The sequence below is a fragment of the Paracraurococcus lichenis genome, from assembly GCF_030657435.1.
GTDB lineage: Bacteria > Pseudomonadota > Alphaproteobacteria > Acetobacterales > Acetobacteraceae > Paracraurococcus > Paracraurococcus lichenis.
The window spans coordinates 14,983-34,527 of the sequence record NZ_JAUTWS010000045.1 but is presented as its reverse complement, the minus strand read 5'-3'; the positions used below and the strand labels follow the sequence as shown (position 1 = coordinate 34,527).

General features: G+C 72.9%; 17 protein-coding genes and 1 tRNA gene. 12 read left to right on the top strand and 6 right to left on the bottom strand.

All coding sequences use genetic code 11. The features are described 5' to 3' along the window. Position 1: 1 nt before the first annotated feature. Genes Q7A36_RS28570 through Q7A36_RS28540 form a run of 7 tightly spaced genes read left to right on the top strand, consistent with a single transcriptional unit; the run spans position 2 to position 7,330 of the window. Positions 2-832: a sugar phosphate nucleotidyltransferase gene (locus Q7A36_RS28570; RefSeq protein WP_305107185.1), complete on the top strand. Its 831-nt coding sequence runs from the start codon at positions 2-4 to the stop codon at positions 830-832. 29 nt (positions 833-861) lie between these two features. Further along, positions 862-1,914 carry a glycosyltransferase gene (locus Q7A36_RS28565; RefSeq protein ID WP_305107184.1) on the top strand — a complete coding sequence of 351 codons (1,053 nt, stop codon included), beginning with the start codon at positions 862-864 and terminating at the stop codon, positions 1,912-1,914. Further along, positions 1,904-2,944 carry a GNAT family N-acetyltransferase gene (locus tag Q7A36_RS28560; protein WP_305107183.1) on the top strand — a complete coding sequence of 347 codons (1,041 nt, stop codon included), beginning with the start codon at positions 1,904-1,906 and terminating at the stop codon, positions 2,942-2,944. The genes Q7A36_RS28565 and Q7A36_RS28560 overlap by 11 nt, the downstream gene beginning before the upstream one ends. Beyond that, positions 2,929-4,050, top strand: coding sequence for a phosphopentomutase (locus tag Q7A36_RS28555; RefSeq protein WP_305107182.1), 1,122 nt, complete (start codon positions 2,929-2,931; stop codon positions 4,048-4,050). Before Q7A36_RS28560 ends, Q7A36_RS28555 begins: the two co-directional genes overlap by 16 nt. After that, the gene (locus Q7A36_RS28550) at positions 4,047-4,910 is read left to right on the top strand and encodes a class I SAM-dependent methyltransferase (RefSeq protein WP_305107181.1); all 864 of its coding nucleotides are present in this window, start codon (positions 4,047-4,049) and stop codon (positions 4,908-4,910) included. The genes Q7A36_RS28555 and Q7A36_RS28550 overlap by 4 nt, the downstream gene beginning before the upstream one ends. A gap of 60 nt (positions 4,911-4,970) precedes the next feature. Next, positions 4,971-6,365: a glycoside hydrolase 5 family protein gene (locus Q7A36_RS28545; RefSeq protein ID WP_305107180.1), complete on the top strand. Its 1,395-nt coding sequence runs from the start codon at positions 4,971-4,973 to the stop codon at positions 6,363-6,365. Continuing rightward, a complete protein-coding gene (locus tag Q7A36_RS28540) occupies positions 6,362-7,330 on the top strand; it encodes a sodium:calcium antiporter (protein WP_305107179.1) in 969 nt (322 codons plus the stop codon). Before Q7A36_RS28545 ends, Q7A36_RS28540 begins: the two co-directional genes overlap by 4 nt. Here Q7A36_RS28540 and Q7A36_RS28535 read toward each other — a convergent pair. Next, positions 7,327-8,895: a GMC family oxidoreductase gene (locus tag Q7A36_RS28535; protein WP_305107178.1), complete on the bottom strand. Its 1,569-nt coding sequence runs from the start codon at positions 8,893-8,895 to the stop codon at positions 7,327-7,329. The two genes, Q7A36_RS28540 and Q7A36_RS28535, sit on opposite strands and share 4 nt — an antisense overlap. Before the next feature lie 126 nt (positions 8,896-9,021). On the opposite strand from Q7A36_RS28535, the gene Q7A36_RS28530 reads away from it, so the two are divergent. Next, positions 9,022-9,921 (top strand): alpha/beta hydrolase, encoded by a 900-nt coding sequence (locus Q7A36_RS28530; RefSeq protein ID WP_305107177.1) that lies wholly within the window; start codon positions 9,022-9,024, stop codon positions 9,919-9,921. Positions 9,922-10,066: 145 nt separating this feature from the next. Here Q7A36_RS28530 and Q7A36_RS28525 read toward each other — a convergent pair whose 3' ends face one another. Together Q7A36_RS28525 and Q7A36_RS28520 are read right to left on the bottom strand one after the other, a co-directional pair. Then, a complete protein-coding gene (locus Q7A36_RS28525) occupies positions 10,067-10,378 on the bottom strand; it encodes a putative quinol monooxygenase (RefSeq protein WP_305107176.1) in 312 nt (103 codons plus the stop codon). A gap of 62 nt (positions 10,379-10,440) precedes the next feature. Further along, positions 10,441-12,015 (bottom strand): hypothetical protein, encoded by a 1,575-nt coding sequence (locus Q7A36_RS28520; protein ID WP_305107175.1) that lies wholly within the window; start codon positions 12,013-12,015, stop codon positions 10,441-10,443. 624 nt (positions 12,016-12,639) lie between these two features. On the opposite strand from Q7A36_RS28520, the gene Q7A36_RS28515 reads away from it, so the two are divergent. The 4 genes from Q7A36_RS28515 to Q7A36_RS28500 all read left to right on the top strand — a co-directional run bounded on the left by Q7A36_RS28515 (position 12,640) and on the right by Q7A36_RS28500 (position 16,491). Continuing rightward, on the top strand, positions 12,640-12,861 hold the full coding sequence (locus Q7A36_RS28515) for a hypothetical protein (RefSeq protein WP_305107174.1): 222 nt from the start codon (positions 12,640-12,642) through the stop codon (positions 12,859-12,861). Positions 12,862-13,372: 511 nt separating this feature from the next. Beyond that, positions 13,373-14,131 (top strand): hypothetical protein, encoded by a 759-nt coding sequence (locus tag Q7A36_RS28510; RefSeq protein WP_305107173.1) that lies wholly within the window; start codon positions 13,373-13,375, stop codon positions 14,129-14,131. 128 nt (positions 14,132-14,259) lie between these two features. Next, positions 14,260-14,469: a hypothetical protein gene (locus Q7A36_RS28505; RefSeq protein ID WP_305107172.1), complete on the top strand. Its 210-nt coding sequence runs from the start codon at positions 14,260-14,262 to the stop codon at positions 14,467-14,469. A gap of 54 nt (positions 14,470-14,523) precedes the next feature. Continuing rightward, positions 14,524-16,491, top strand: a complete 1,968-nt coding sequence (locus Q7A36_RS28500) for a S8 family serine peptidase (RefSeq protein ID WP_305107171.1) — start codon at positions 14,524-14,526, stop codon at positions 16,489-16,491. 372 nt (positions 16,492-16,863) lie between these two features. On the opposite strand, the gene Q7A36_RS28495 is transcribed toward Q7A36_RS28500, so the two are convergent. From Q7A36_RS28495 to Q7A36_RS28485, 3 genes are all read right to left on the bottom strand, one after another. Then, a tRNA-Gln gene (locus tag Q7A36_RS28495) sits at positions 16,864-16,938 on the bottom strand. 26 nt (positions 16,939-16,964) lie between these two features. After that, on the bottom strand, positions 16,965-17,819 hold the full coding sequence (locus tag Q7A36_RS28490; RefSeq protein WP_305107170.1) for a 4-(cytidine 5'-diphospho)-2-C-methyl-D-erythritol kinase: 855 nt from the start codon (positions 17,817-17,819) through the stop codon (positions 16,965-16,967). Continuing rightward, a complete protein-coding gene (locus tag Q7A36_RS28485) occupies positions 17,819-19,525 on the bottom strand; it encodes a tetratricopeptide repeat protein (RefSeq protein WP_305107169.1) in 1,707 nt (568 codons plus the stop codon). Before Q7A36_RS28485 ends, Q7A36_RS28490 begins: the two co-directional genes overlap by 1 nt. Positions 19,526-19,545: the final 20 nt, after the last annotated feature.

Here is a 19,545-nt window from a genome sequence, read left to right as displayed (position 1 = left end):
CATGTGGGGCATCATCCCGGCCGCGGGGCTCGGCAGCCGCATCCAGCCCCTCGCCTTCTCGAAGGAGCTGCTGCCGGTCGGCAGCCGTCTCGAGGGCAGCGTGGAGCGTCCGCGGGCTGTCAGCGAGCACCTGATCGAGCGCATGATCGCCGGCGGCGTGGACAAGCTCTGCTTCGTCATCGCGCCGGGCAAGAGCGACATCATCAACTACTACGGCTCGCGCATCGGCGGCGCATCCATCGCCTATGTGGTGCAGCAGGAGCCGAGCGGGCTGTGCGACGCGATCTTCTGCGCCCTGCCGCTGATCGCGCCAGAGGAGGCCGTGGTGGTCGGCCTGCCCGACACGATCTGGTTCCCAGAGGCCGCGCTGGCGCCGCTGCCGGACGACGAGTTCTCCTTCCTGCTCTTCCCCGTGGACCGGCCTGAACTGTTCGACGCCGTCGTCACCGATGCCGAAGGCCGGGTTGAGGCGATCGAGGTGAAGCAGCAGACCGCCCGCAGCCGCTGGGTCTGGGGTGCCTTCAAGCTGCCGGGCGCCGTGCTGCACGACCTGCACATGCTCTGGCGCTCGCCGGGGCGGCGGGACGAGTATATCGGCACGCTGGTGAATGCCTGGCTGGCCCGCGGTGGCGCGGCGCGCGGCGTGCGTGGCGGCGAGGTCTATGTCGATGTCGGCACGCTGAACGGCTACCGCGAGGCCGTGGCGCTGCTGGCCTCGCGCCCGGGCCCGCGCGATTCCGCGGTGATCCCGTTCCGCGTCCTGCAGCAGCGGGCCGCGCTGCAGGCGGCGGCGCTGCGGCCGGACCTCCCCGCTGCGGGGGTCGCCGGCTGAGGATCCCGAGCGAGCCGCGGCGCCGCGCCATGCCCCTCACCATCCTCCAGGTCGCCTTCCCCTTCGCGCCGGTCGGGCCCGATGCGGTGGGCGGCGCGGAGCAGGTGCTGTCCATGATCGAGCGCGACCTGCCGCGCTTCGGGCACCGGACGGTCACGGTGGCGCAGGCCGGATCGGTCACCCGCGGCCCTCTCCTCCCGACTGCGCTGCCGCACGGCCCGATCACGCCCGCGATCCAGGCGGCGACCTATGCGGCGCATGCCGCCGCGATCGAGCAGGCGCTCGCGCGGTACCCCGTGGACCTCGTCCACATGCATGGCATCGACTTCCACCGCTACCTGCCGCCGCCGGGCATGCCGGTGCTGGCGACGCTGCACCTGCCACCGGACTGGTATCCGGCCGAGGTGTTCCGCCTGCCGCGGCCGGACACCTGGCTGCATGCCGTCTCGGCCTCGCAGCATCGCGCCTGCCCACCCTGCCCCGCGCTGCTGCCGCCGGTCGAGAACGGCGTGCCCATCGATGCGCTACCGCTGCCGCTGACACGCCGCGGCTTCGCCCTGGTGCTCGGTCGCATCTGCCCGGAGAAGAACCAGCATGCGGCGCTCGAGGCCGGCACACGTGCCGGCCTGCCCGTTCTTCTCGGCGGCCAGATCTTCCCCTACGAGGCCCATGAGCGGTACTGGCAGGAGGAGGTGCAGCCGCGCCTCGCACCGCCGCACCGCTTCCTCGGCCCGCTCGGCTTCGCGCGCAAGCGGCGCCTGCTGAATGCCGCGCGTTGCCTCGTCTCGGCGAGCCTCGCGCCGGAGACCAGTTCGCTCGTCGCCATGGAGGCGATGGCCTGCGGCACGCCGGTCGTCGCCATCGCCTCCGGCGCGCTCGCCGACATCGTGGAGGATGGCGTGACCGGCTTCCTGGTGCGCGATGCGGGCGGGATGGCCGCAGCCATGCGTGCGGTGGACCGGCTCGATCCGGCGCTGATCCGGCGAACCGCGCAGCGGCGGTTCTCCGCCGAGGCGATGCTCGCGCGCTATGCCGCGCTCTATGAGCGCCTCGTCCGCGGGGACCGCAGCCATGCGGCCTGATGCAGGCGCGCTCGCGGTCGAGGAGGTGACGGACCGCCCGGGTCTCGAGGCGCAGCGCCCCGCCTGGGAGGAACTCTGGCGCACCGTCCCGGACGCCACCCCCTTCCAGTCGCCGGCCTGGCTGATCCCCTGGTGGCGCCATGTCGGCGAGGGCAGCCTGCTGACGCTCGCGGTGCGACACCATGGCGCATTGGTCGGCCTCTTCCCCTTCTACCGCTACACCCGGCCGGAGACGGGCGAGCGGCTGCTCTTCCCGCTCGGCATCGCCACCACCGATTACCTGGACGCGCTGGTGCGGCCCGGCCATGCGCCGCAGGTCCTGGACATCGCCGCGCGCCATCTGGCGCTGCGTGCCGGATGCGATGCCTGGGAGTGGCCGCAGCTTCGCCAGGGCTCGCCCCTGCTGGCCCTGCCGGCACCGGCTGGCTGGGCGGAGGAGGTCGGCCATGCCGATCCCTGCCCTTGCCTCGCCCTGCCGGAGACGGTGGATGGGTTGGCGCAGCGCGTCTCCGCCAAGACGCTGCGGGACCTGCGGACCGTCCGACGCCGCGCGGAGCAGGCCGGCGCCCTGCATTGGGAGACCGAGGCGGACGGCATCGAGGAGCCCTTCGACGCGCTGCTGCGGCTGCATGCCGCACGCTGGCGGATGCGTGGCGAGGACGGCGTTCTCGCCGCCCCAGGCGTGCAGGCGATGCACCGCGAGGCCCTGCCGGCGCTGCACCGGGCCGGACTGCTGCGCTTCCACGCCCTGCGGCTGGATGGCGAGATCGTCGCCGCGCTCTATGGTCTGGCCGATCCCCCGTCCCGCAGGGCCCGCCGCCTCTACTTCTACCTCAGCGGCTTCGACCCGGCGCTGGAGCGGCTGAGCCCCGGCATGCTCCTGGTCGGCCGCGCGGTGGAGGCGGCGATCGCCGAGGGCCTTGCCGTCGCCGACTTCCTGCGCGGGCAGGAGCGCTACAAGTACTTCTGGGGGGCGCAGGACCAGCCCAGCTTCCACCGCCGACTGGTGCCGCCATGCGCAGCCTCCTGATCGTCCTCGACAGCGTCGGCTGCGGTGCCGCGCCGGATGCCGCGGCCTATGGCGACGCGGGCGCCGACACGCTCGGCCATGTCATGGCGCGGACGGGGCTGCGGCTGCCGGCGCTCGACTCGCTCGGCCTCGCCGGCGTCATGCGGCGCGACGGCCCGGCGCCGCAGGGGCTCTGGGGCCGCATGCAGCCGCGCGCCGCCGGCAAGGACAGCACCACCGGGCATTGGGAGATCGCGGGCGTCGTGCTCGACCAGCCCTTCGCGGTCTACGAGGCCTTCCCGCCCGCGCTGCTCGATCCGATCGAGGCGGAAGCGGGCCTCCGCTTCATCGGCAATGTCCCGGCCAGCGGCACCGAGATCATCGAGCGGCTCGGCCCCGAGCACCTGCGCACGGCACGGCCCATCCTCTACACCTCGGCCGATTCCGTCCTGCAGATCGCGGCGCATGAGGCGGTGATGCCGCTCGAGGCGCTCTACGCGCTCTGCGAGCTCGCCCGGCGGCATGCCGACGCCTTCCGCATTGGCCGCGTCATCGCGCGTCCCTTCGCGGGAGAGCCGGGCCGCTTCCGCCGCACGCCGCACCGGCATGATTTCGCCATGCGCCCGCCGCGGACCGTCCTCGAAGCGCTGACGGAAGCCGGACACCCGCCGGTCGCCATCGGCAAGGTCGCCGATCTCTTCGCCGGCCAGGGCATTGCGCGCAGCCTCCCGACCGGTTCGAATGCGGAGGGCATGCGGCGGATCGCCGAGGTCTGGGACATGACGCGGCACGGGCTGGTCTTCGCCAACCTCGTCGATTTCGACACGGAATACGGGCACCGCCGCGACGCCATCGGCTATGCGCGGGCGCTCGCGGATTTCGATGCCTGGCTCGGCGGCTTCCTCCCGAAGGTCGGGCCCGACGACCTGCTCATCGTCACCGCCGACCATGGCAACGATCCGCTGCATCACGGCACGGACCATACGCGGGAGGAAGTGCCTCTCCTCGTGCGCCAGGCCGGGCGCCGCGGACCGCTCGGGACGCGGGCGGGCTTCGGCGATGTCGCCGCGACCCTCGCGGATTTCCACGACGTCCCCTGGTCGGCGGGACGGTCCTGCCTCGCGTGACGGCGCTCCGCGACTATCTCGACGGGACGATCCCGGCCACCGTCGCGCTGATGCGGCTGATGCTGCAGGGCGCCTCCGCCGAGTCGGTGATCCGGCATCTCACCGGGGCTGCGGCGGATGACGACCGCCTGCTGCCGCTGCTCGCGCTGGCACAGCGGATGCGAGACGGGCTCTGGACTCTGCAGCGCATGGTGGAGGCTGGCGCCACCCACGCGCCATGCGACGACCCCGAAGCGGCCATTGCGCAGAGCCGGGCGATGTTCGACCGCCTGGTGCGGATCAGCCCGGAGGCGAGCGTCGCCGCCTATAGCCTGGGCGACCCGGAACTGCTCGATGCCATCACGATGGAACTGGTCGTTTGGCTGCGCGCACAGGGGTTGCTGGCGCGCCGGCCGCGCATCCTCGACCTCGGCTGCGGGATCGGCCGCCTGGCCGGCGCCCTCGCGCGCGATGCCGGCTCGGTCACCGGCCTCGATATCGCGCCGGCCATGATCGACGAGGCCCGCCGGCGCAACGCCGCCCTGCCGGGATTGCGGTTCGAGACCTGTTCCGGCCGCGACCTCGCGGGCATGCCCGATGCCTGCTGCGATCTCGTCCTCGCCGTCGACGTCTTCCCCTATCTCGTCGGCGGCGGCCTGCCCCTGGCAACCGGTATGGTGACCGAAGCCGCGCGGGTGCTGCGGCCCGGCGGCGACCTGCTGATCCTGAACTTCAGCTATCGCGGGCCGGAGGCCGACCGGCGCGACCTGCCCGGCATTGCGGCGCAGGCCGGATTCGACCTCCATCGCAACGGCACGCGCGAGTTCCTGCTCTGGGACGGCCTGGTCCACTGGCTGCGGCGCCACCACGCAGGCGCTTGAGCGGAGGCAACCTGCCGCACCGGCCCGAGTTGCTGGACCACCGCCCTGCAAGGATGCACCTTGACCAGCCTTCCCTGGATCGGCCGCGCCGATGGCGCGCCCTATTTCGTCGAGGAGAGCGGCGCAGCCTGGGCGCCCATCGGCCATAACGACGCCATCACTTGGCCGGACCTCGCCGGCCTCTACCGGCGGCGCGACCTGCCGGGCGTCGAGCGCCACCTGCGCTGGCTGCAGGAGCATGGCGTGAACTGCCTGCGCCTGATGCTGGAATACAGCCAGCACGACCACCGCCATCTCGAGCACGCGCCCGGGCGCTACAACCCGGCGCTGGTGCAGCTCTGGGACGATCTGGTGGCGCTCTGCCAGAAGCTCGGCATGCGCCTCCTGCTGACGCCCTTCGACACCTTCTTCCTGTGGATCCGTTGGGACAGCCATCCCTACAACAAGGCGAATGGCGGCCCCTGCGCCGCCCGCACCGAGCTCCTGACCTGCCCGGCGACGCGGGAGGCGGTGAAGGCGCGCCTCGCCTTCGCCACGGAGCGCTGGGGCGGCAGCGGCGTGATCTTCGCCTGGGACCTCTGGAACGAGATGCATCCCAAGCACGGCGAGGCGGATCCCGACTGTTTCGCCCGCTTCATCGACGATGTCTCGCCCTTCATGCGCGACCTCGAGATGCGGCTGCACGGCCGGGCGCATCTGCAGACCGTCTCGATCTTCGGGCCGGAGCTCGGCTGGCACCCGCGGCTGAACGAACCCATTTTTCGCCATCCCCTGCTCGACTTCGCCAGCAGCCATTTCTACGAGGAAGGCACGATCGACGACCCGCCGGACACCGTGGCGCCGGCCCTCAGTGCCGGGCGCCTGACGCGGGAGGCATTGTCGGAGATCCGGGACGCCCGCCCCTTCCATGAATCCGAGCATGGGCCGATCCACCGCTACAAGGACCATCACCACACGCTGCCGGCGGCCTTCGACGACGAGTATTTCCGCCACATGCAATGGGCGATCCTCGCCGCCGGCGCCAGCGGCAGCATGCGCTGGCCGAACCGCACCCCGCATGTACTGACGCCCGGCATGCGGGAGGCGCAGCGCGCGATGGCCGGCTTCCTGCCCCTAGTGGACTGGCAGCACTTCCGTCGCGTGAACCTGAACGAGGAGATCGGCTCGGATCCGGACACCATCGCCTTCGGCTGCGGCGATGCGCATCAGGCCGTGGTCTGGCTGCTGCGGCGCGGGCCGATGCTGCCGGACGGAAGGCTCGATCCGGAGATGCCGGCGCGGCCCGCGGCGCTGCGGGTGCCTGGCCTGGCCGCGGGGCGCTACCGCCTGGCGCTCTGGGACACGCGCGCCGGCCGGCCCGCCGGCGCGCTGGACGGCGTGTCGCAGGGAGACGCGCTCTCCGTCACCTTGCCGCCCTTCCGCGGCGACGTCGCGGTCGCCATCGTCGCGGCGTGATCGCGCTGCTGCCCTGGCTGGGCCTGCTGCTGCTGGGGGTCGCGGGGATGCAATGGGGCGCGGCCCGGGCCGCGACGCTGCTGCAGGCGCTCCGCGACCGCTGGGGCCTGCCGGCGACCGCGGGCGGCGCGCTGATGGGCATCGCCACGGCGGCGCCGGAGACGGCGGTCAATCTCTCCTCGACGCTGTTCGGCTGGCCGGATATCGGCCTCGGCGCCGCGCTCGGCTCCAACGTGCCGGCGCTGCCGCTGGCCGTGCTGCTCTCCTGGGCGGCGACGCGCTGGCGGCGACGGGACGACGCGCCGCCGCCGCAGGTGCGGCCGCAGGTCGTGGAGGTGCAGGCGCTGCCCTATCTCGGCATCGTGCTGCTGCTGGCGGCCCTGACGCTGCCGCCGCCCATCGCCGGGCTGCAGTGGTGGGACGGCGTGATCCTCTGCGCCGGCTTCGCGGCGTATATCGCGCATGCGCTGCTGCGCCGGCCCTGGTTGGAACGGGCGGCGATGCCGGAGGGCGTCGTCGGCCCGGCGCTGCTCGGCCTGCCGGCCATCGGGCTCGGGGCGCTCGCGGCGGTGATCGGCGCGCAGAAGGTTGGCGCGCCGCTGGGCGTGCCGGACATGGTGGTGGGCCTCTTCGCCATCGGCCTGCTCTGCGCCCTGCCGGAGAGTTGGTCCGCCTGGCGCTTCACGCGGGACGGCACGCCGACGGTGGCGATCGCTGCGGTGATGGGCGACGGCATCGTCTCCCTCACCCTCGCGCTGCTGCCGCTCGCGGTGGTCGGCTCCTCGGTCGGCGATACGGCGATCTACGGGCTGAACCTCGGCTTCCTGATCGCCGTGCTTGCCGCCTATGCCGTCCGCAACCACCGGCGGCGCGGCCAGGCGATGGGGCCTGGCTTCGTCGCGGTGCTCGGCGGCGGCTACATCGCCTATCTGGCCGCCACGGCCGTGCTCCTCGGGCGCGGCTAGGCCGCCCGCATCCGCCGCGCCAGGTTCTCGCCGATCATCACGCAGGTGAAGTGCAGGTTGGCGCGGCAGTCGGTGGGCATGATGGCGGCATCCGCGACGCGCAGCCCTTCCACCCCGCGCACCGTCAGGTCCGGGTCCACCACGCCACGCGGGTCCTCGTAGGCCGTCATGCGGCAGGTGCCGGCGGCGTGCTGGATATCCCCGCATTCCTGCAGCATCAGCGCGTCGAGCTCGTCATCAGGCAGGCCGGCGGAATCGGCCATGGTATAGGGACCGTCACCGAAGCTGATCCCCTGCGCGATGCCGGCGATCTCCGGCCGGGCGCAGAGCGCGGCGAGGCGCCGGACGCCGTCGCGCATCCGCAGCCGGTCGCGCGGGTCGTCCAGCATGTTCTCCTCCACCACCGGGTTGGCGTGCGGGTCGGCCGAGACCAGCCGCACCTCGCCGCGGGAGAAGGCATCGTAGAGCGCGATGCCGATGGCGCCGACCGGCGCCGGACGATTGCCCGCCAGGCCGCGGTGATTGTAGGCGATCATGATCATGTCGCGCTCGCCGCCGCCTGCCAGGTGGCTGCTGTAGGTCACGCAGCAATTGGTGTGGCGCGCATCCGGGTCCGCGGCCGCGGCATCGGGCGTCAGGGGCAGGGTCGCGCGCAGGATCGGGTGGTCCATGAAGTGCTGCCCGACCGCCGGCAGGTCCTGCAGCACGGGGATGCCGAGGTCACGCAGCGCCGCGGCCGCGCCGAGGCCGGAACGCATCAAGATGGCCGGGCTGTGGATGGCGCCGGCGCAGAGCACGACCTCCCGCGCCGCGATCTCCTCGAAGCCCTCCGCCCCCTCGAACAGCACCCGCACGCCGCGCGCGCGGCGCCCGTCGAACAGCACGCGGTCCACCAGCGCGCCGCCGCGGATCTCGAGGTTCGGGCGGCCGCGCGCCGGCTCCAGGTAGCCGTCATTGGTCGTCACGCGCCGGCCGTCGCGGCTGTTGATGGGGTTGCAGGAGACACCCTCGCCGGTAGGCGCGTTCAGGTCGGCCTTCCAGGGGTGGCCGGCCGCCAGCGCCGCATCGCGCAGCGCGCGGTCCACCGCGCCCCAGGTCTCGGGCGGCGCCCGATAGACCGGCAGCGGGCCGCCCCGGCGGATGCCGGGCGCGGTGCCGGTGTCGGCGTCGTCCTCGATGATGTCGAAGAGCGGCAGCACGTCCCGCGCCGACCAGCCCTCGCAACCGGCCTCGGCCCAGGCATCGAAGGCGGAGGGCACGCCGCGGATGGCGATCTGCGCATTGACCGTGGAGGAGCCGCCGAGCGCCCGCCCGCGCCAATAGAATTTCGGCGCCTGCGCCCTGGTGCGGCGCGTCATCAACCCGGGCCACTGCCACTCCGCCTGGTGCACCGGATCGTGCATAAAGGGGATGATGTTGGCGCTTCGGAGGGCATGCGGCGCCTCCGCCGCCCGCCAGTCGCGGCCGGCCTCCAGCAGCAGCACGCGGCGATGCGCGTCCTCCGACAAGCGGGCAGCCAGCGGCGCGCCGGCCGAACCGGCGCCGACCACGATGACGTCGTACATGGACGGGATCCCTTTCCACCCGGCAATGACCATAGCCGATGGAGGTAGGCATCCAATGGACGTGCCAGATGGACGGCGCGAGGATCGCGGGCACCGCGCGACGCCGCGGCACGGGAGGACCAAGGAATGACCACACGCCCGATCGACCCCGAGGTGCAGGCGATCCGCGACCTGCTCGCCGCCCGCCCCCGCCCCGCGGACCTCGCCGAGCGCCGCAAGCGCCTGGACGCGCTGGGCGGCAGCTATCCCCTGCCGCGGGATGTCCGGGTCGAGCCGGCCACGGCGCATGGCGTGCCTGCGGAGTGGACGGAAGCACCCGGCGCGGATGCCTCGCGCGTGCTGCTCTACCTGCATGGCGGCGGCTATGTCGCGGGCTCGCTGGCGAGCCACCGGCCGATGGTGGCCGAGGCCGGGCGGCAGGCGGGGCTGCGCACCCTCGCGCTCGACTACCGGCTGGCGCCGGAACACCCCTTCCCCGCCGCGGTCGAGGACGCCGTCGCCGGCTACCGCCACCTGCTGGAGAGCGGCTTCGCGCCGGGCCGCATCGCCATCGGCGGGGACAGCGCGGGCGGCGGGCTGACCGCGGCCGCGCTGCTCGCCATCCGCGACCGGGGCCTGCCCATGCCGGGCTGCGGCTGGCTGGTCAGCCCCTGGGTGGACCTGGAGAGCGCCTCGGCCAGCATGGAGACCAAGTCGGCCGAGGACCCGATGGTGCAGAAGGTCTACCTGCTGGAGATCGCGGCGATGTACCGTGGCGGGGCGGCGGCGCGCGACCCGCTGGTCTCGCCGCTGCAGGCCGACCTGCGCGGCCTGCCGCCGCTGCTGGTGCAGGTGGGCTCGGCGGAGACGCTGCTGGACGAGGGCGTCGCCTTCGCCGGCAAGGCCGGCGCGGCCGGGGTCGCGGTGACGCTGGAGGTCTGGCCGGACATGATCCATGTCTGGCACCTCTTCCATCCGCAGCTTGCCGCAGGGCGGTGGGCGCTGGGCAAGGCGGGCGCCTTCCTCCGCGAGCAGCTCGCTGGCTGAGGCGCGCCGATGACCGAAGGGCCGGATGGCCCGGATGTCTGAATCGGCTCGCCCAACATACAAGGCGCTCCGAGAACCTCCGGGCCGTTCGGCGCGCCCGGCACGTACGGCAGGGGGCGCGGCGGCTGGCCGCGCCCCGTCCGGCTCAGCCCGCCGGCTCGAGCACGTGGATGACGCGGCTGGCAATCATGTCGCGCGTCTTGGCGGCATAGGCCGCCATGTGCGGCGCGGCGGCATGCGCGGCGAGTGCCTGCTTGCTTTCCCACTTCTCGATGACGACGAAGGTGTCGGCGCCGAAGGGTGTCTGGATCTTGCCCATGCCCTCGGCATCGATCGCCGGGCCGTATTCGATGCAGCCCTGCTCGGCATGCACCGCGGGCATATTGGCGCGGAAATGCTCCAGGATGCTCTCCCGCATGCCGGGCTTGGCGGTGATGATGGCAACCACATGGATCATGGCCGGACGTTCCTCCGTCGCTTGGACGGCGGCAGGGTAGGCCGGGCGCCCGGGCCTGCCAATCAGCCCTCGCCGGCGAAGCGCGCGGCGATCCGCGCCTCCAGCGCCCGGTAGCCCTCGACCAGCGGCCGACGGTTCTCGAAGGCGTCCTGCGGCATGTCCAGCAGCCGGCCGCTCATCGCGTCCTTCACCTCCCCGTCCTTGAGGAAGGCGCGGCGGAAGAGCCGCGGCGCGGCGCCGACATAGGGGCGGAAGCAGACGCGCTGCGGCCCCGCCTGTCCCAGCCGCCGCGCGACGCTCGGCGGCACCCAGCCCTCCCGCGGCAGGGTGATGCTGTCGGCGTGCAGGCTCAGCGCCTTGCTCTTGAGGAAGGGCTCGATGAACTGCACCTCGTCCACGCCCGCCGCGACGATGTGCCGCGCGCAATTATGGCAGGGGAAGGTGGTGACGAAGAGGCGCCCGCCGATGGTGGACACGCCGCGTCGCGCCGCCGAGATCAGCGCATCCATCTCCGCATGGACGGAGCGGCTGAACTCGACGAGGTGGCCGAGCCGCGAGCGCCGCAGCCGCCGCGCCAGCCCGGCGCGCGTGCCGGCATCGCCCAACGCCACGCCCTGCTCCTCCAGCAGGTCGAGCACATGGTCGACCAGGCGGTTCCGCTCGTCGGTGTTGCGGCAATAGCCGCCGAGGGCGTGGCAGCGGCCGCGCTCCACCTCCTCGGGGTCATCGGTGCCCTCCCCGTAGAGGCCGCCGCCGGCACGCGGCACCTCGTTGCAGCCGGTGGAGAGCAACTGCCCGTCCGGGCCCAGCAGCACCGCGCCGACCTGGCGCGACAGGCAGGCGCTGCCGAGTCGCGCGGCATAGGCATGGTACATCGCCTGCTCCGCCTCGGTCGGGCGCAGCATGGGCCGGTCGGCGCGGACCAGGGCGAGGAAGCGCGCGAGATCGGCGGTGACCGGCCAGGCATCCAGCTCGGCATCCGGGCACCCCGCATCCGGCAATGGGGCAGAGCTGTCGCAGTAGAAATCGGCGTAGCGGAAGGTGTCCGCGACCTTCTGCCCGTAGTCGAGGCCGCCATCCTCGTCCCGGCCCATGAACTCCTGCACGGCGCGGGCCGCATCGGGGTCGTCCGGGGCGAAGCCGTATTTCCGCATCAGCCGCGCATGCCGCGTCCGCTCGTCGCAGACCACCCCGAGCAGCCAGAAGGCCTCGCCATAGACCGAGCGCAGCAATTGCACCTCGGCCGGATGGCGCAGCGCGTCGCAGACCGCGACCAGCGGGCCGCCCGCCGCGCGTGCGCGGTGGATCTCGGCGATCATGGCGGCGGCGACGAAGGCGTTGTCGTTGTCCTGGCGCAGCCGGCTGCCGATCTCCTGCAAGGCGCGGAAGCGGCGGATGGGCAGGTCGGCCGCTGCCGCCGCCCAGTCGCCCGGCGCGGCGCGCTGCATCACCTCCCGCGCCCGGACCGGCACGGAGGCGCAGCCAGCGCGGGCGAGCAGCCGCTGCAGGACGCGCCCCACCGAGGAGACGCCGGCGCCCACCGCGCCGACCAGGCCGATGACGAGGTCCGGGCTCTGCGCGGCGCGGGCCAGCGCCAATGCCTCGATCCGCTCCGGCCTCTTCCGCGGTCCCGCCATGGCTGCTCCCGTCGCGCCCGCCGCAGTCCGGCAGGCTGCCGGGGGTCGGGCCAATAAGGGGTTCCACCGCAGCCGCAGCAAGGCCCCGAGCGGCCGGGGGTCCGGCGGCGCCCCATGACCGGCATCGCCTCCGGCAGCCGCGCCCTCCGCGTCCTGCCCGGCACCGGCGCCATCGGGTCGCGCAGCCTCTTCGCCGCCGCGGCCGGCATCGTCGGGCTGGCGGCAGCGCCACGGCATCTCCGCGACCGATCCCGGCAGCGGCCTGCCCGCCGTTGCGGCCCGGCGGGCGACGGGTCGGACCGTGGCGGATCGCGGCGCCGCGGCCCGGGCGGCGCGCGCCGGGACCGATGCAGTGGATCCGGGCAGGCGCAGCGCCTGCCGGCGGACCCCAGGTGCCACCTGCGCTCTTCGGCACGGCCGGGACGGTGCCTCGGCCTCCCTCAGCGCCGGGTCACGCTGTTCCGCTCCGGCGCTGTCGCACGGCCATGCTGCGACGCAGCAATTCAAACGTTTTCTCAAACAAAGGCAGGAAGCGTCTTCGACGTGTGCCGGATGCGTGATAGTGGCCCTGCCGACACGCCCGATCGGGGGCGCCAGACCGTTTGTGAGCCGCAAGCACCCGGAATGTCAGCCAGCGTCATCGGCAAGAATGGGCCCGCCATCCCCCCCGCCAATCCCCGCAGCTATGAGGTCAAGGTGCAGCGCCAGCCGCTGCCGCCCAGTCGTTGGGTCTGGATGATCGTGGAAGAGACGACCCAGACCGTCGTGCAGCAATCCAGGGAGACCTTCCCGAGCGCGCAGGAAGCCTGGATCGGCGGCCGGCGGCGGCTCGGCAAGCCTTACTGAGGCAGCCTCTCCGTCGGCGCCAGGTCGCAAGACCGGCGCCAGGGGCGGACAGGGACCAGGTGCGCAGGATGCGGCGCCCTGGCCCTTGCCTCTGCGCCGATTGCAGCGGGACATGCCGGCCCAGGGCCGCGTCGCCGAGGCATGCGCGGCGGCCCGGCCTTGGCCCGCGCAGGACACGGTCGCTTCCTGATCCTTCCCCCAGCCATCGTGCCCATGACCACCGGGACGGAAGCGCTGTTGCGCCCGGGCCTGCGTGACGGCCGACAAGCCCTGCGCGCCACAGGGAAGAAAAGGCGCCTATATCAAATATTATATGGGCTGCCGCCGGTCGCACCGATGAATACAGGACGGTGACAGGCGACTTCGATGTATCGAGACCGGCTCCGACTGCTGCAGTATAATCGTGTCAAATATTTGTGTATTTCCTGGACTCCCAGCGAAACGCGGCGTAGCATTACTTGTGCTCGCGTTCCCAGTGAGTACGCATTCAACAAATGAATTGGAGCAGGAAATGTCGGTAAGCACGTCTACGAACCCGGCTTCCTCACAAAGTTTTACTCCGTACGGGGCCAATGCGGCCGGCCTGAGTAACCAGCAGCAGCCAGGCGTCATCCCCCAAGGCTTCAACTTCGGTCATCTGGTGCAGCAGATCGCCGGGCACGCCGTGCAGGCATTGCCCGGAATCATCATGTCGGTGCTTTCCGCGGATCCCGTGCTCGGACCGGCCGTACGCCAGCAGGCCGGTGGCGGCGTCGCGCCGCAGGGCTTCGGGCTTTCCACGCCCTTCGGCGGCTTCCAGTTCAACTCGGCGGCGCCGCAATTGGGCGGTGGCGTCAACCCGCAGGGCTTCGCGCTTTCCACGCCCCTCGGCGGCTTCCAGATCAGCTCGGCAACCCCGCAGGCCGGCGTCTCTCCGCAGGGCATCAATGTCGGCCAGCTCGTGGAACATGCCGCGACGAGCCTGCTTCCCATCATCTTCAGCCTGCTCGAAGCCCATCCGCAGTTGCAGCAGCTCCGGCAGCAGACCGGCGGCGTGACGCCCCAGGGCTTCGCGCTCAGCACGCCCTTCGGCGGCTTCCAGATCAGCTCGGCGACGCCGGATGCGGGCATGCTGGCCCCGCAGAGCTTCCTCAGCGGCATCGGCGGCGCTCTCGGCCATGTGGCGAAGCAGGTCGCGCAACAGGCCGCGCATGGGCTCGTGCAGCAACTGCCCACCCTGATCAACGGCGTCCTGCAACAGCTCTCGACCTCGCCGCCCACCGTCCACTGACGCGGGGCTTCGGCCCGCATCCTCCCCGGGCCGGGGCGGCCTCCCTCACGGTTGCCGCCCCGGTCACGTCACGGCTTCCATGCAGCAGGAGGCGCCCGCTGTCCGACAACCGCTCGCAGCAGTACACGGTGGCCGCACGCGACCTGTCCGTGCCTTTCGACGTGACCAGGCAAGCGGTTGCGAGCGTGATCGCATCCGCCCCTGGCACGCGCCTGCTGGACCTCGACCCGGCGACCAAGGTCGCCGTCATCGAGGTTCCGGACAGCCAGGTGCAGGCGGTGCGGGAAGCGCTCGATCAGCAGTTCTTCGTCGATCCGAACGCGCCACTCCGGTACTGACCGCCGACGCCACGGACGCAGGCCTTCCTGCTGCCCTGCAGCAGGACAGAGGACATGTCTGACCAGAAGGACTCTCCCGGACCCCGGGACCGTCGGGGCTCGCCGGCGCATGCGGCCGCGCCCGGCGCATCGGCCACCGGCAGCGCGGCCGACCAGCCGACGCACAAGACGACCCCGCACGCCGATGTCGGAACCCGTCGCCGCCAGTACATGGTCGGCCGGGCGGTCCCGACCGCCGAGGCCTATGCGGCCGGCTTCGCACCCGCGGCGGCCGGATTCGGCCTCGGCCCGCAGGTGCAGGCGGGTGGGAGCTACAACGCGGACGAGATCGTGCGGGCCCTCGGCGCGATGCCGGATGTCGAGGTCGTGCGCCGCGTCAGGCCGACCGGGGTGGGCGTGCTCTCGGCGGGCGCCGCCAACCACGACATCGTCGTGGTCCGGACGGCGACCCTGGAGAAGGCCGAGTTCCTCGAGACCATGGGCCGGCGCAATCCCTCCCTCATCGTCGAGCGCGACCACCTGCTCCAGCATCTCGGCACCTTCCGGCCGGCCTTCGTCGGGCTGCCCGGCACGCCGACGCAGGCCGCCACCGCCTCCATCGATGTCGAGTTCCGCGTCACCTCGCAGGACGGCAACGGGCTGCAGAATGCCGAGGTCGTCGTCTATGGCGAGAACGGCACGGAAGACCGCGGCAAGACCGATGCGAACGGCAATGTCACGATCCAGGTCCGCGGCGGCTTCCTGAACCAGACGGCGGCGCTCTATGTGAAGCCGGCCGCCAATCACTGGGAGAAGTTCATCGAGCGACCCTCCCTGCAACAGAACGGCGTCAACACCATCCCCTTGCGCGCCCTGAGCGATTTCCCCGAGGCGGATTTCCCGGCCCCGAACAATCAGCGCAATGCTTTCTTCGGCTATGGCCAGCGGATCATGGACCTGCTGGGGCTCGACCTCGCGGCCTGCACCGGCGCGGGGGCGAGGGTCGCGATCATCGACAGCGGTTGCGACGCGGATCACCCCGCCCTGCGCCACATCAGGATCGGCCGCGACTACACCAACCTGTCCGATGACCACCAGCCGGACGAGAACAGCTGGCGCGACGACCAGATCAGCCACGGCACGCACTGCGCCGGCATCATCGCCGGCAACGGCCAGAACGGGCATATCCGCGGCTTCGCGCCGGAAGCCGAAGTCCACATCCTGAAGGTCTTCCCCGGCGGCGCCTTCAACAACCTCGTCGCGGCCATCCATTACTGCATCGACAACGCGATCCATGTGGTCAATTGCAGCCTGGGCAGCGACGCCGATTCCCGGCTGGTGCAGCAGGCGATCGAGCTTGGCCGGCAGGCCGGCGTGGCCGTCTTCGTGGCTGCCGGCAATTCGGCCAGTGCGGTCCAGTTCCCGGCCCGGCTTCCGGGCGTGATGTGCGTCTCGGCCATCGGCCAGGCCGGAAGGGTGCCGGAGGATACCTACCACGCCCGCACCGTGCCGGACGGCGCGCCGGTGGCGCCCGGCCAGGTCTATCCGGCGCGGTTCACCTGCCACGGCCCGCAGGTCGGGCTCTGCGGCCCGGGCGTCGGGATCATCTCGACCGTGCCGGGGGGCGGCTATGCCGCCTGGGACGGCACCTCCATGGCCGATCCCCACCTGACGGGGCTGGGCGCGCTGCTGGCGGCGCATCACCCCGCCCTGAACCGGGCCGTGGTCCGGGACGCGGCCTGGGTCGACCATCTCTTCGCGCTGATGCGCAGCGCGGCGGCGCCGGTCGGACTTCCCGCGGAATTCGGCGGCGTCGGCCTGCCGCAGGCCTCGCGGGCGATCGGGGCCGGAACGGCGATGGCCGGCATGCGCCTGAGCGGCGCCTCCCCGACCTTGCAGGCAGGGCCCGATTCGGGCATGGCGCTGCGCGGTCCCGAGGCCCTGGCCGAGGCCGTGTCGAGGGCGGTCCTGAGGCTGCTCCCGGAGTATATGAAGGACAGCATCCAGGATACGCGACGGGACCCGGGACGGACCGCCGCCTGACATACCGGCCTGCAGACGTCCTGGCCTCTGCAGGCCGGCATCGGGCGCAGGGTTGCCGGGTCCTCATCGCAGCCTGGCGGCGATGGGAGCCCGGCGTGGCAGCCTCGCGCCGAAGAAGGCATGCCGGTCAGCATCTGCGCTGGCCGGCATGGACGCGGAGGTCCGCCGCCCCGGAACCGCTGCCGCCCCGGCGGATGCGCCGCAGCCCTCACGAACAGCGAAGTTCAGATGCGGAGGAGGCTGCGCGGCGGGTGACCGGCGCGCCGCGGCATCCCACCCGAAGGAGATGCGGCCTCCGGACCGTCAGGCAGCGGAACAGGGGCCTGTCGTGCGGAGGCAGGACGTCCGGCGCCCGGTCGGCCTCCGCGGCGATGGTTGGGGCGCCAGGATTCGAACCTGGGAATGGCGGTACCAAAAACCGCTGCCTTACCGCTTGGCTACGCCCCATCCGCCGCGGCCCCGCTGAATAGAGGTCAGGCGGCCCCGCCGTAAAGCCCCCCTGCCTCGCGCCACCAGCCGGACGGCAGCAGCCTCGCCGCCGACTGCGCGGCCGCAGCATCCGCGAAGAGGCCGAAGCAGGTGGCGCCCGACCCGCTCATCCGTGCCAGCAGGCAGCCGGGCAGCGCGCGCAGCGCCGCCAGGACCTCGGCGATGACGGGGCAGAGGGTGATGGCCGGCGGCTCCAGGTCGTTCCGCAGCCCGGCCAGGTCGCGCGCCATGCCCGCCGCATCCGGCCAGGCGGCCGGAAGTTCGGCCGGCGGCGTGAAGCCGCCCTGGCGCGCCTTGAAGACCGCAGGCGTCGGCAGCGCCACGCCCGGATTCACCAGCAGCAGGCCGCAGCGCGGCAGCGCCGGGGCGGGCAGCAGCACCTCCCCCACCCCCTGCATGCGGGCGGGGCGGGAGGCGAGGCAGACCGGGATATCGGCGCCGAGCGGCGCGGCGACCTCCGCCAGCCGCCCCTCCCCCAGCCCCAGGCCCCAGAGGCGGTCCAGCCCGCGCAGCGCCGCCGCGGCATCGGCCGAGCCGCCGCCGATGCCCGAGGCGACGGGCAGCCGCTTGGTCAGCACCATCGCCGCGCGCGCCGGCACGCCCACCGCGGCGGCCAGGGCCCGCGCCGCCCGCAGCACCAGGTTGTCCGGCTCGGCCGCGAGCGCCGCGCCGAAGGGCCCGTCCAGCGCCAGGGAGAGGTCGTCCGCCGGCGCCAGGGCCAGCGCATCGGCCGCCGGGCCGAAGACTGCGAGGCTGTCCAGCAGGTGATACCCATCCGCCCGCCGCCCGGTGACGTGCAGGTACAGGTTCACCTTGGCCGGGGCGAGCTCGGTCGGCATCAGCGCTGCGCGGTGCTGGCGGGATAGCCGGGCAGGCCGTCCTTCAGCTTGGCCTCGATCTTCACCAGGTCTTCCGGCTCCGGCTCCATGGTGAGCGCGCGCTGCCACTGGAAGCGCGCCTCCCGCTGCCGCCCGCCCGCCCAATAGGCATCGCCGAGATGGTCGTTAACGACGGCATTGCGCGGCTCGAGCTCCACCGCCTTCTCCAGCCAGGTCACCGCGCCCGGCAGGTCGCCGAGGCGGAACAGCACCCAGCCCAGGCTATCAGCGATATTGCCGTCCTGCGGCCGGAGCTCGGTCGCGCGCAGCAGCATGGCCTTGGCGCGGTCGAGGTTCTTGCCCTGCTCCGCCCAGGTATAGCCGAGGTAGTTCAGGACATAGGGCTGCTCCGGCGAGAGCTCGAGCGCCCGCAGCAGGTCGGCCTCCGCCCGCGGCCAGTCGCCCGAGCGCTCCCGCGCGATGCCGCGGGAATAGAGCAGCGGCCATTCCGCCATGCCGGGCCGGCCGATGCGCGACAGCGCCTGGTCATAGGCCACCGCCGCCTCGGCGAAGCGGTTGCGGCGGCGGAGCAGGTCGCCGAGTCGCGCCGGCGCCTGCGGCAGCGTCGGATAGGCCTCGGCCAGCTTGCGCAGCACGGCCACCGCCTCCTCCGTCCGGTCCAGCTTGTCCAGCAACCCGGCGCGGCGCAGGCCGACCACCGGCGCCAGGATGTCCTCGGCCGGGACGCGGTTCAGCGCCGCCAGCGCATCCTCGTCATGCCCCTGGTCGGCCAGGGTATCGGCGGTCAGCACCAGGGCCGGGCCGAAGCCCGGCCGCAGCCGCACGGCAAGCTGGGCAAGGATCAGCGCGAAGTCGCCGGAGCCCTGGGCGCGCAGCGCGCCGGCGAGGGCGGTATGGGCCTCCGCCCAGCCCTCCGCGGGGGAGGCGACGCCGCGCGCGGCCAGCGCGCCGCGCTTCATCGCCTCGGTCGCGGCCAACGCCGCGTCCTCCCCGCTGCCGGCGATCTGCTCGAGCAGCCGCTGGCCCTCCGCGGCCTTGCCGGCGCGCGCCAGCACGCCGGCGGCCAGCACCGCGAGGCGCCAGGTCGGTTGCGGCTGGTCGGCGACGGCCATGCGGGCGAAGCGCTCGGCCTCCCGCGGGCGGGCGGCGATGTCGGCGATCAGCGCGGCATGCAGGGCATTGAGGGCGCGCAGCCGGTTGCTCTCGGCCAGGGGGCGGAGCGTCGCCAGCGCCTGGTCGGGCTGGCCGCGGCCGAGCTGGACCCAGGCCAGCAGGACCGGCTGCAGCACCTGCACCGGCCCGCCGCGGCCGATCGCCTTCAGCCGCTGCTCCGCCCGGTCCCAGCGGCCGGCCTGCACATCCGTGCCGGCGAGCAGCAGGTTGGCGGCCGGGTTGTCCGGCAGGCGGCGGGCCAGCCGCGTCGCCTCCGACCGCCCGTCCAGCAGGGTCGCCAGGAAGGCGCGGTTCAGCACCTCCGGCTGGTCCGGATCGGCCTTCAGCGCCGCCAGCATGTTGTCCGCCGCGGCCTCGGTGTCGGTCTCCGCGCTGGCGAAGCGGCCGGCCAGATAGGCGCCGAAGGCGCCGGTGATGGGGAGGCCGGAGGCGCTGCGCGGCGCACGGCTCCCGGGCGCCCCGCCGGCGGCACAGGCGGAGAGGAGCGCCGCGGCGAGGAGAAGGAGCCGCGGCGAGGATCCCGGAAATTGCATGTCCGCAGGCTAGCAGGCGG

Coding starts and splice junctions, on each gene's coding strand:
- Q7A36_RS28500 (WP_305107171.1), top strand. CDS start 14,524: ATGTCTGACCAGAAGGACTCTCCCGGACCCCGGGACCGTCGGGGCTCG.
- Q7A36_RS28560 (WP_305107183.1), top strand. CDS start 1,904: ATGCGGCCTGATGCAGGCGCGCTCGCGGTCGAGGAGGTGACGGACCGC.
- Q7A36_RS28510 (WP_305107173.1), top strand. CDS start 13,373: ATGTCGGTAAGCACGTCTACGAACCCGGCTTCCTCACAAAGTTTTACT.
- Q7A36_RS28485 (WP_305107169.1), bottom strand. CDS start 19,525: ATGCAATTTCCGGGATCCTCGCCGCGGCTCCTTCTCCTCGCCGCGGCG.
- Q7A36_RS28535 (WP_305107178.1), bottom strand. CDS start 8,895: ATGTACGACGTCATCGTGGTCGGCGCCGGTTCGGCCGGCGCGCCGCTG.
- Q7A36_RS28570 (WP_305107185.1), top strand. CDS start 2: ATGTGGGGCATCATCCCGGCCGCGGGGCTCGGCAGCCGCATCCAGCCC.
- Q7A36_RS28515 (WP_305107174.1), top strand. CDS start 12,640: ATGTCAGCCAGCGTCATCGGCAAGAATGGGCCCGCCATCCCCCCCGCC.
- Q7A36_RS28490 (WP_305107170.1), bottom strand. CDS start 17,819: ATGCCGACCGAGCTCGCCCCGGCCAAGGTGAACCTGTACCTGCACGTC.
- Q7A36_RS28530 (WP_305107177.1), top strand. CDS start 9,022: ATGACCACACGCCCGATCGACCCCGAGGTGCAGGCGATCCGCGACCTG.
- Q7A36_RS28525 (WP_305107176.1), bottom strand. CDS start 10,378: ATGATCCATGTGGTTGCCATCATCACCGCCAAGCCCGGCATGCGGGAG.
- Q7A36_RS28520 (WP_305107175.1), bottom strand. CDS start 12,015: ATGGCGGGACCGCGGAAGAGGCCGGAGCGGATCGAGGCATTGGCGCTG.
- Q7A36_RS28555 (WP_305107182.1), top strand. CDS start 2,929: ATGCGCAGCCTCCTGATCGTCCTCGACAGCGTCGGCTGCGGTGCCGCG.
- Q7A36_RS28565 (WP_305107184.1), top strand. CDS start 862: ATGCCCCTCACCATCCTCCAGGTCGCCTTCCCCTTCGCGCCGGTCGGG.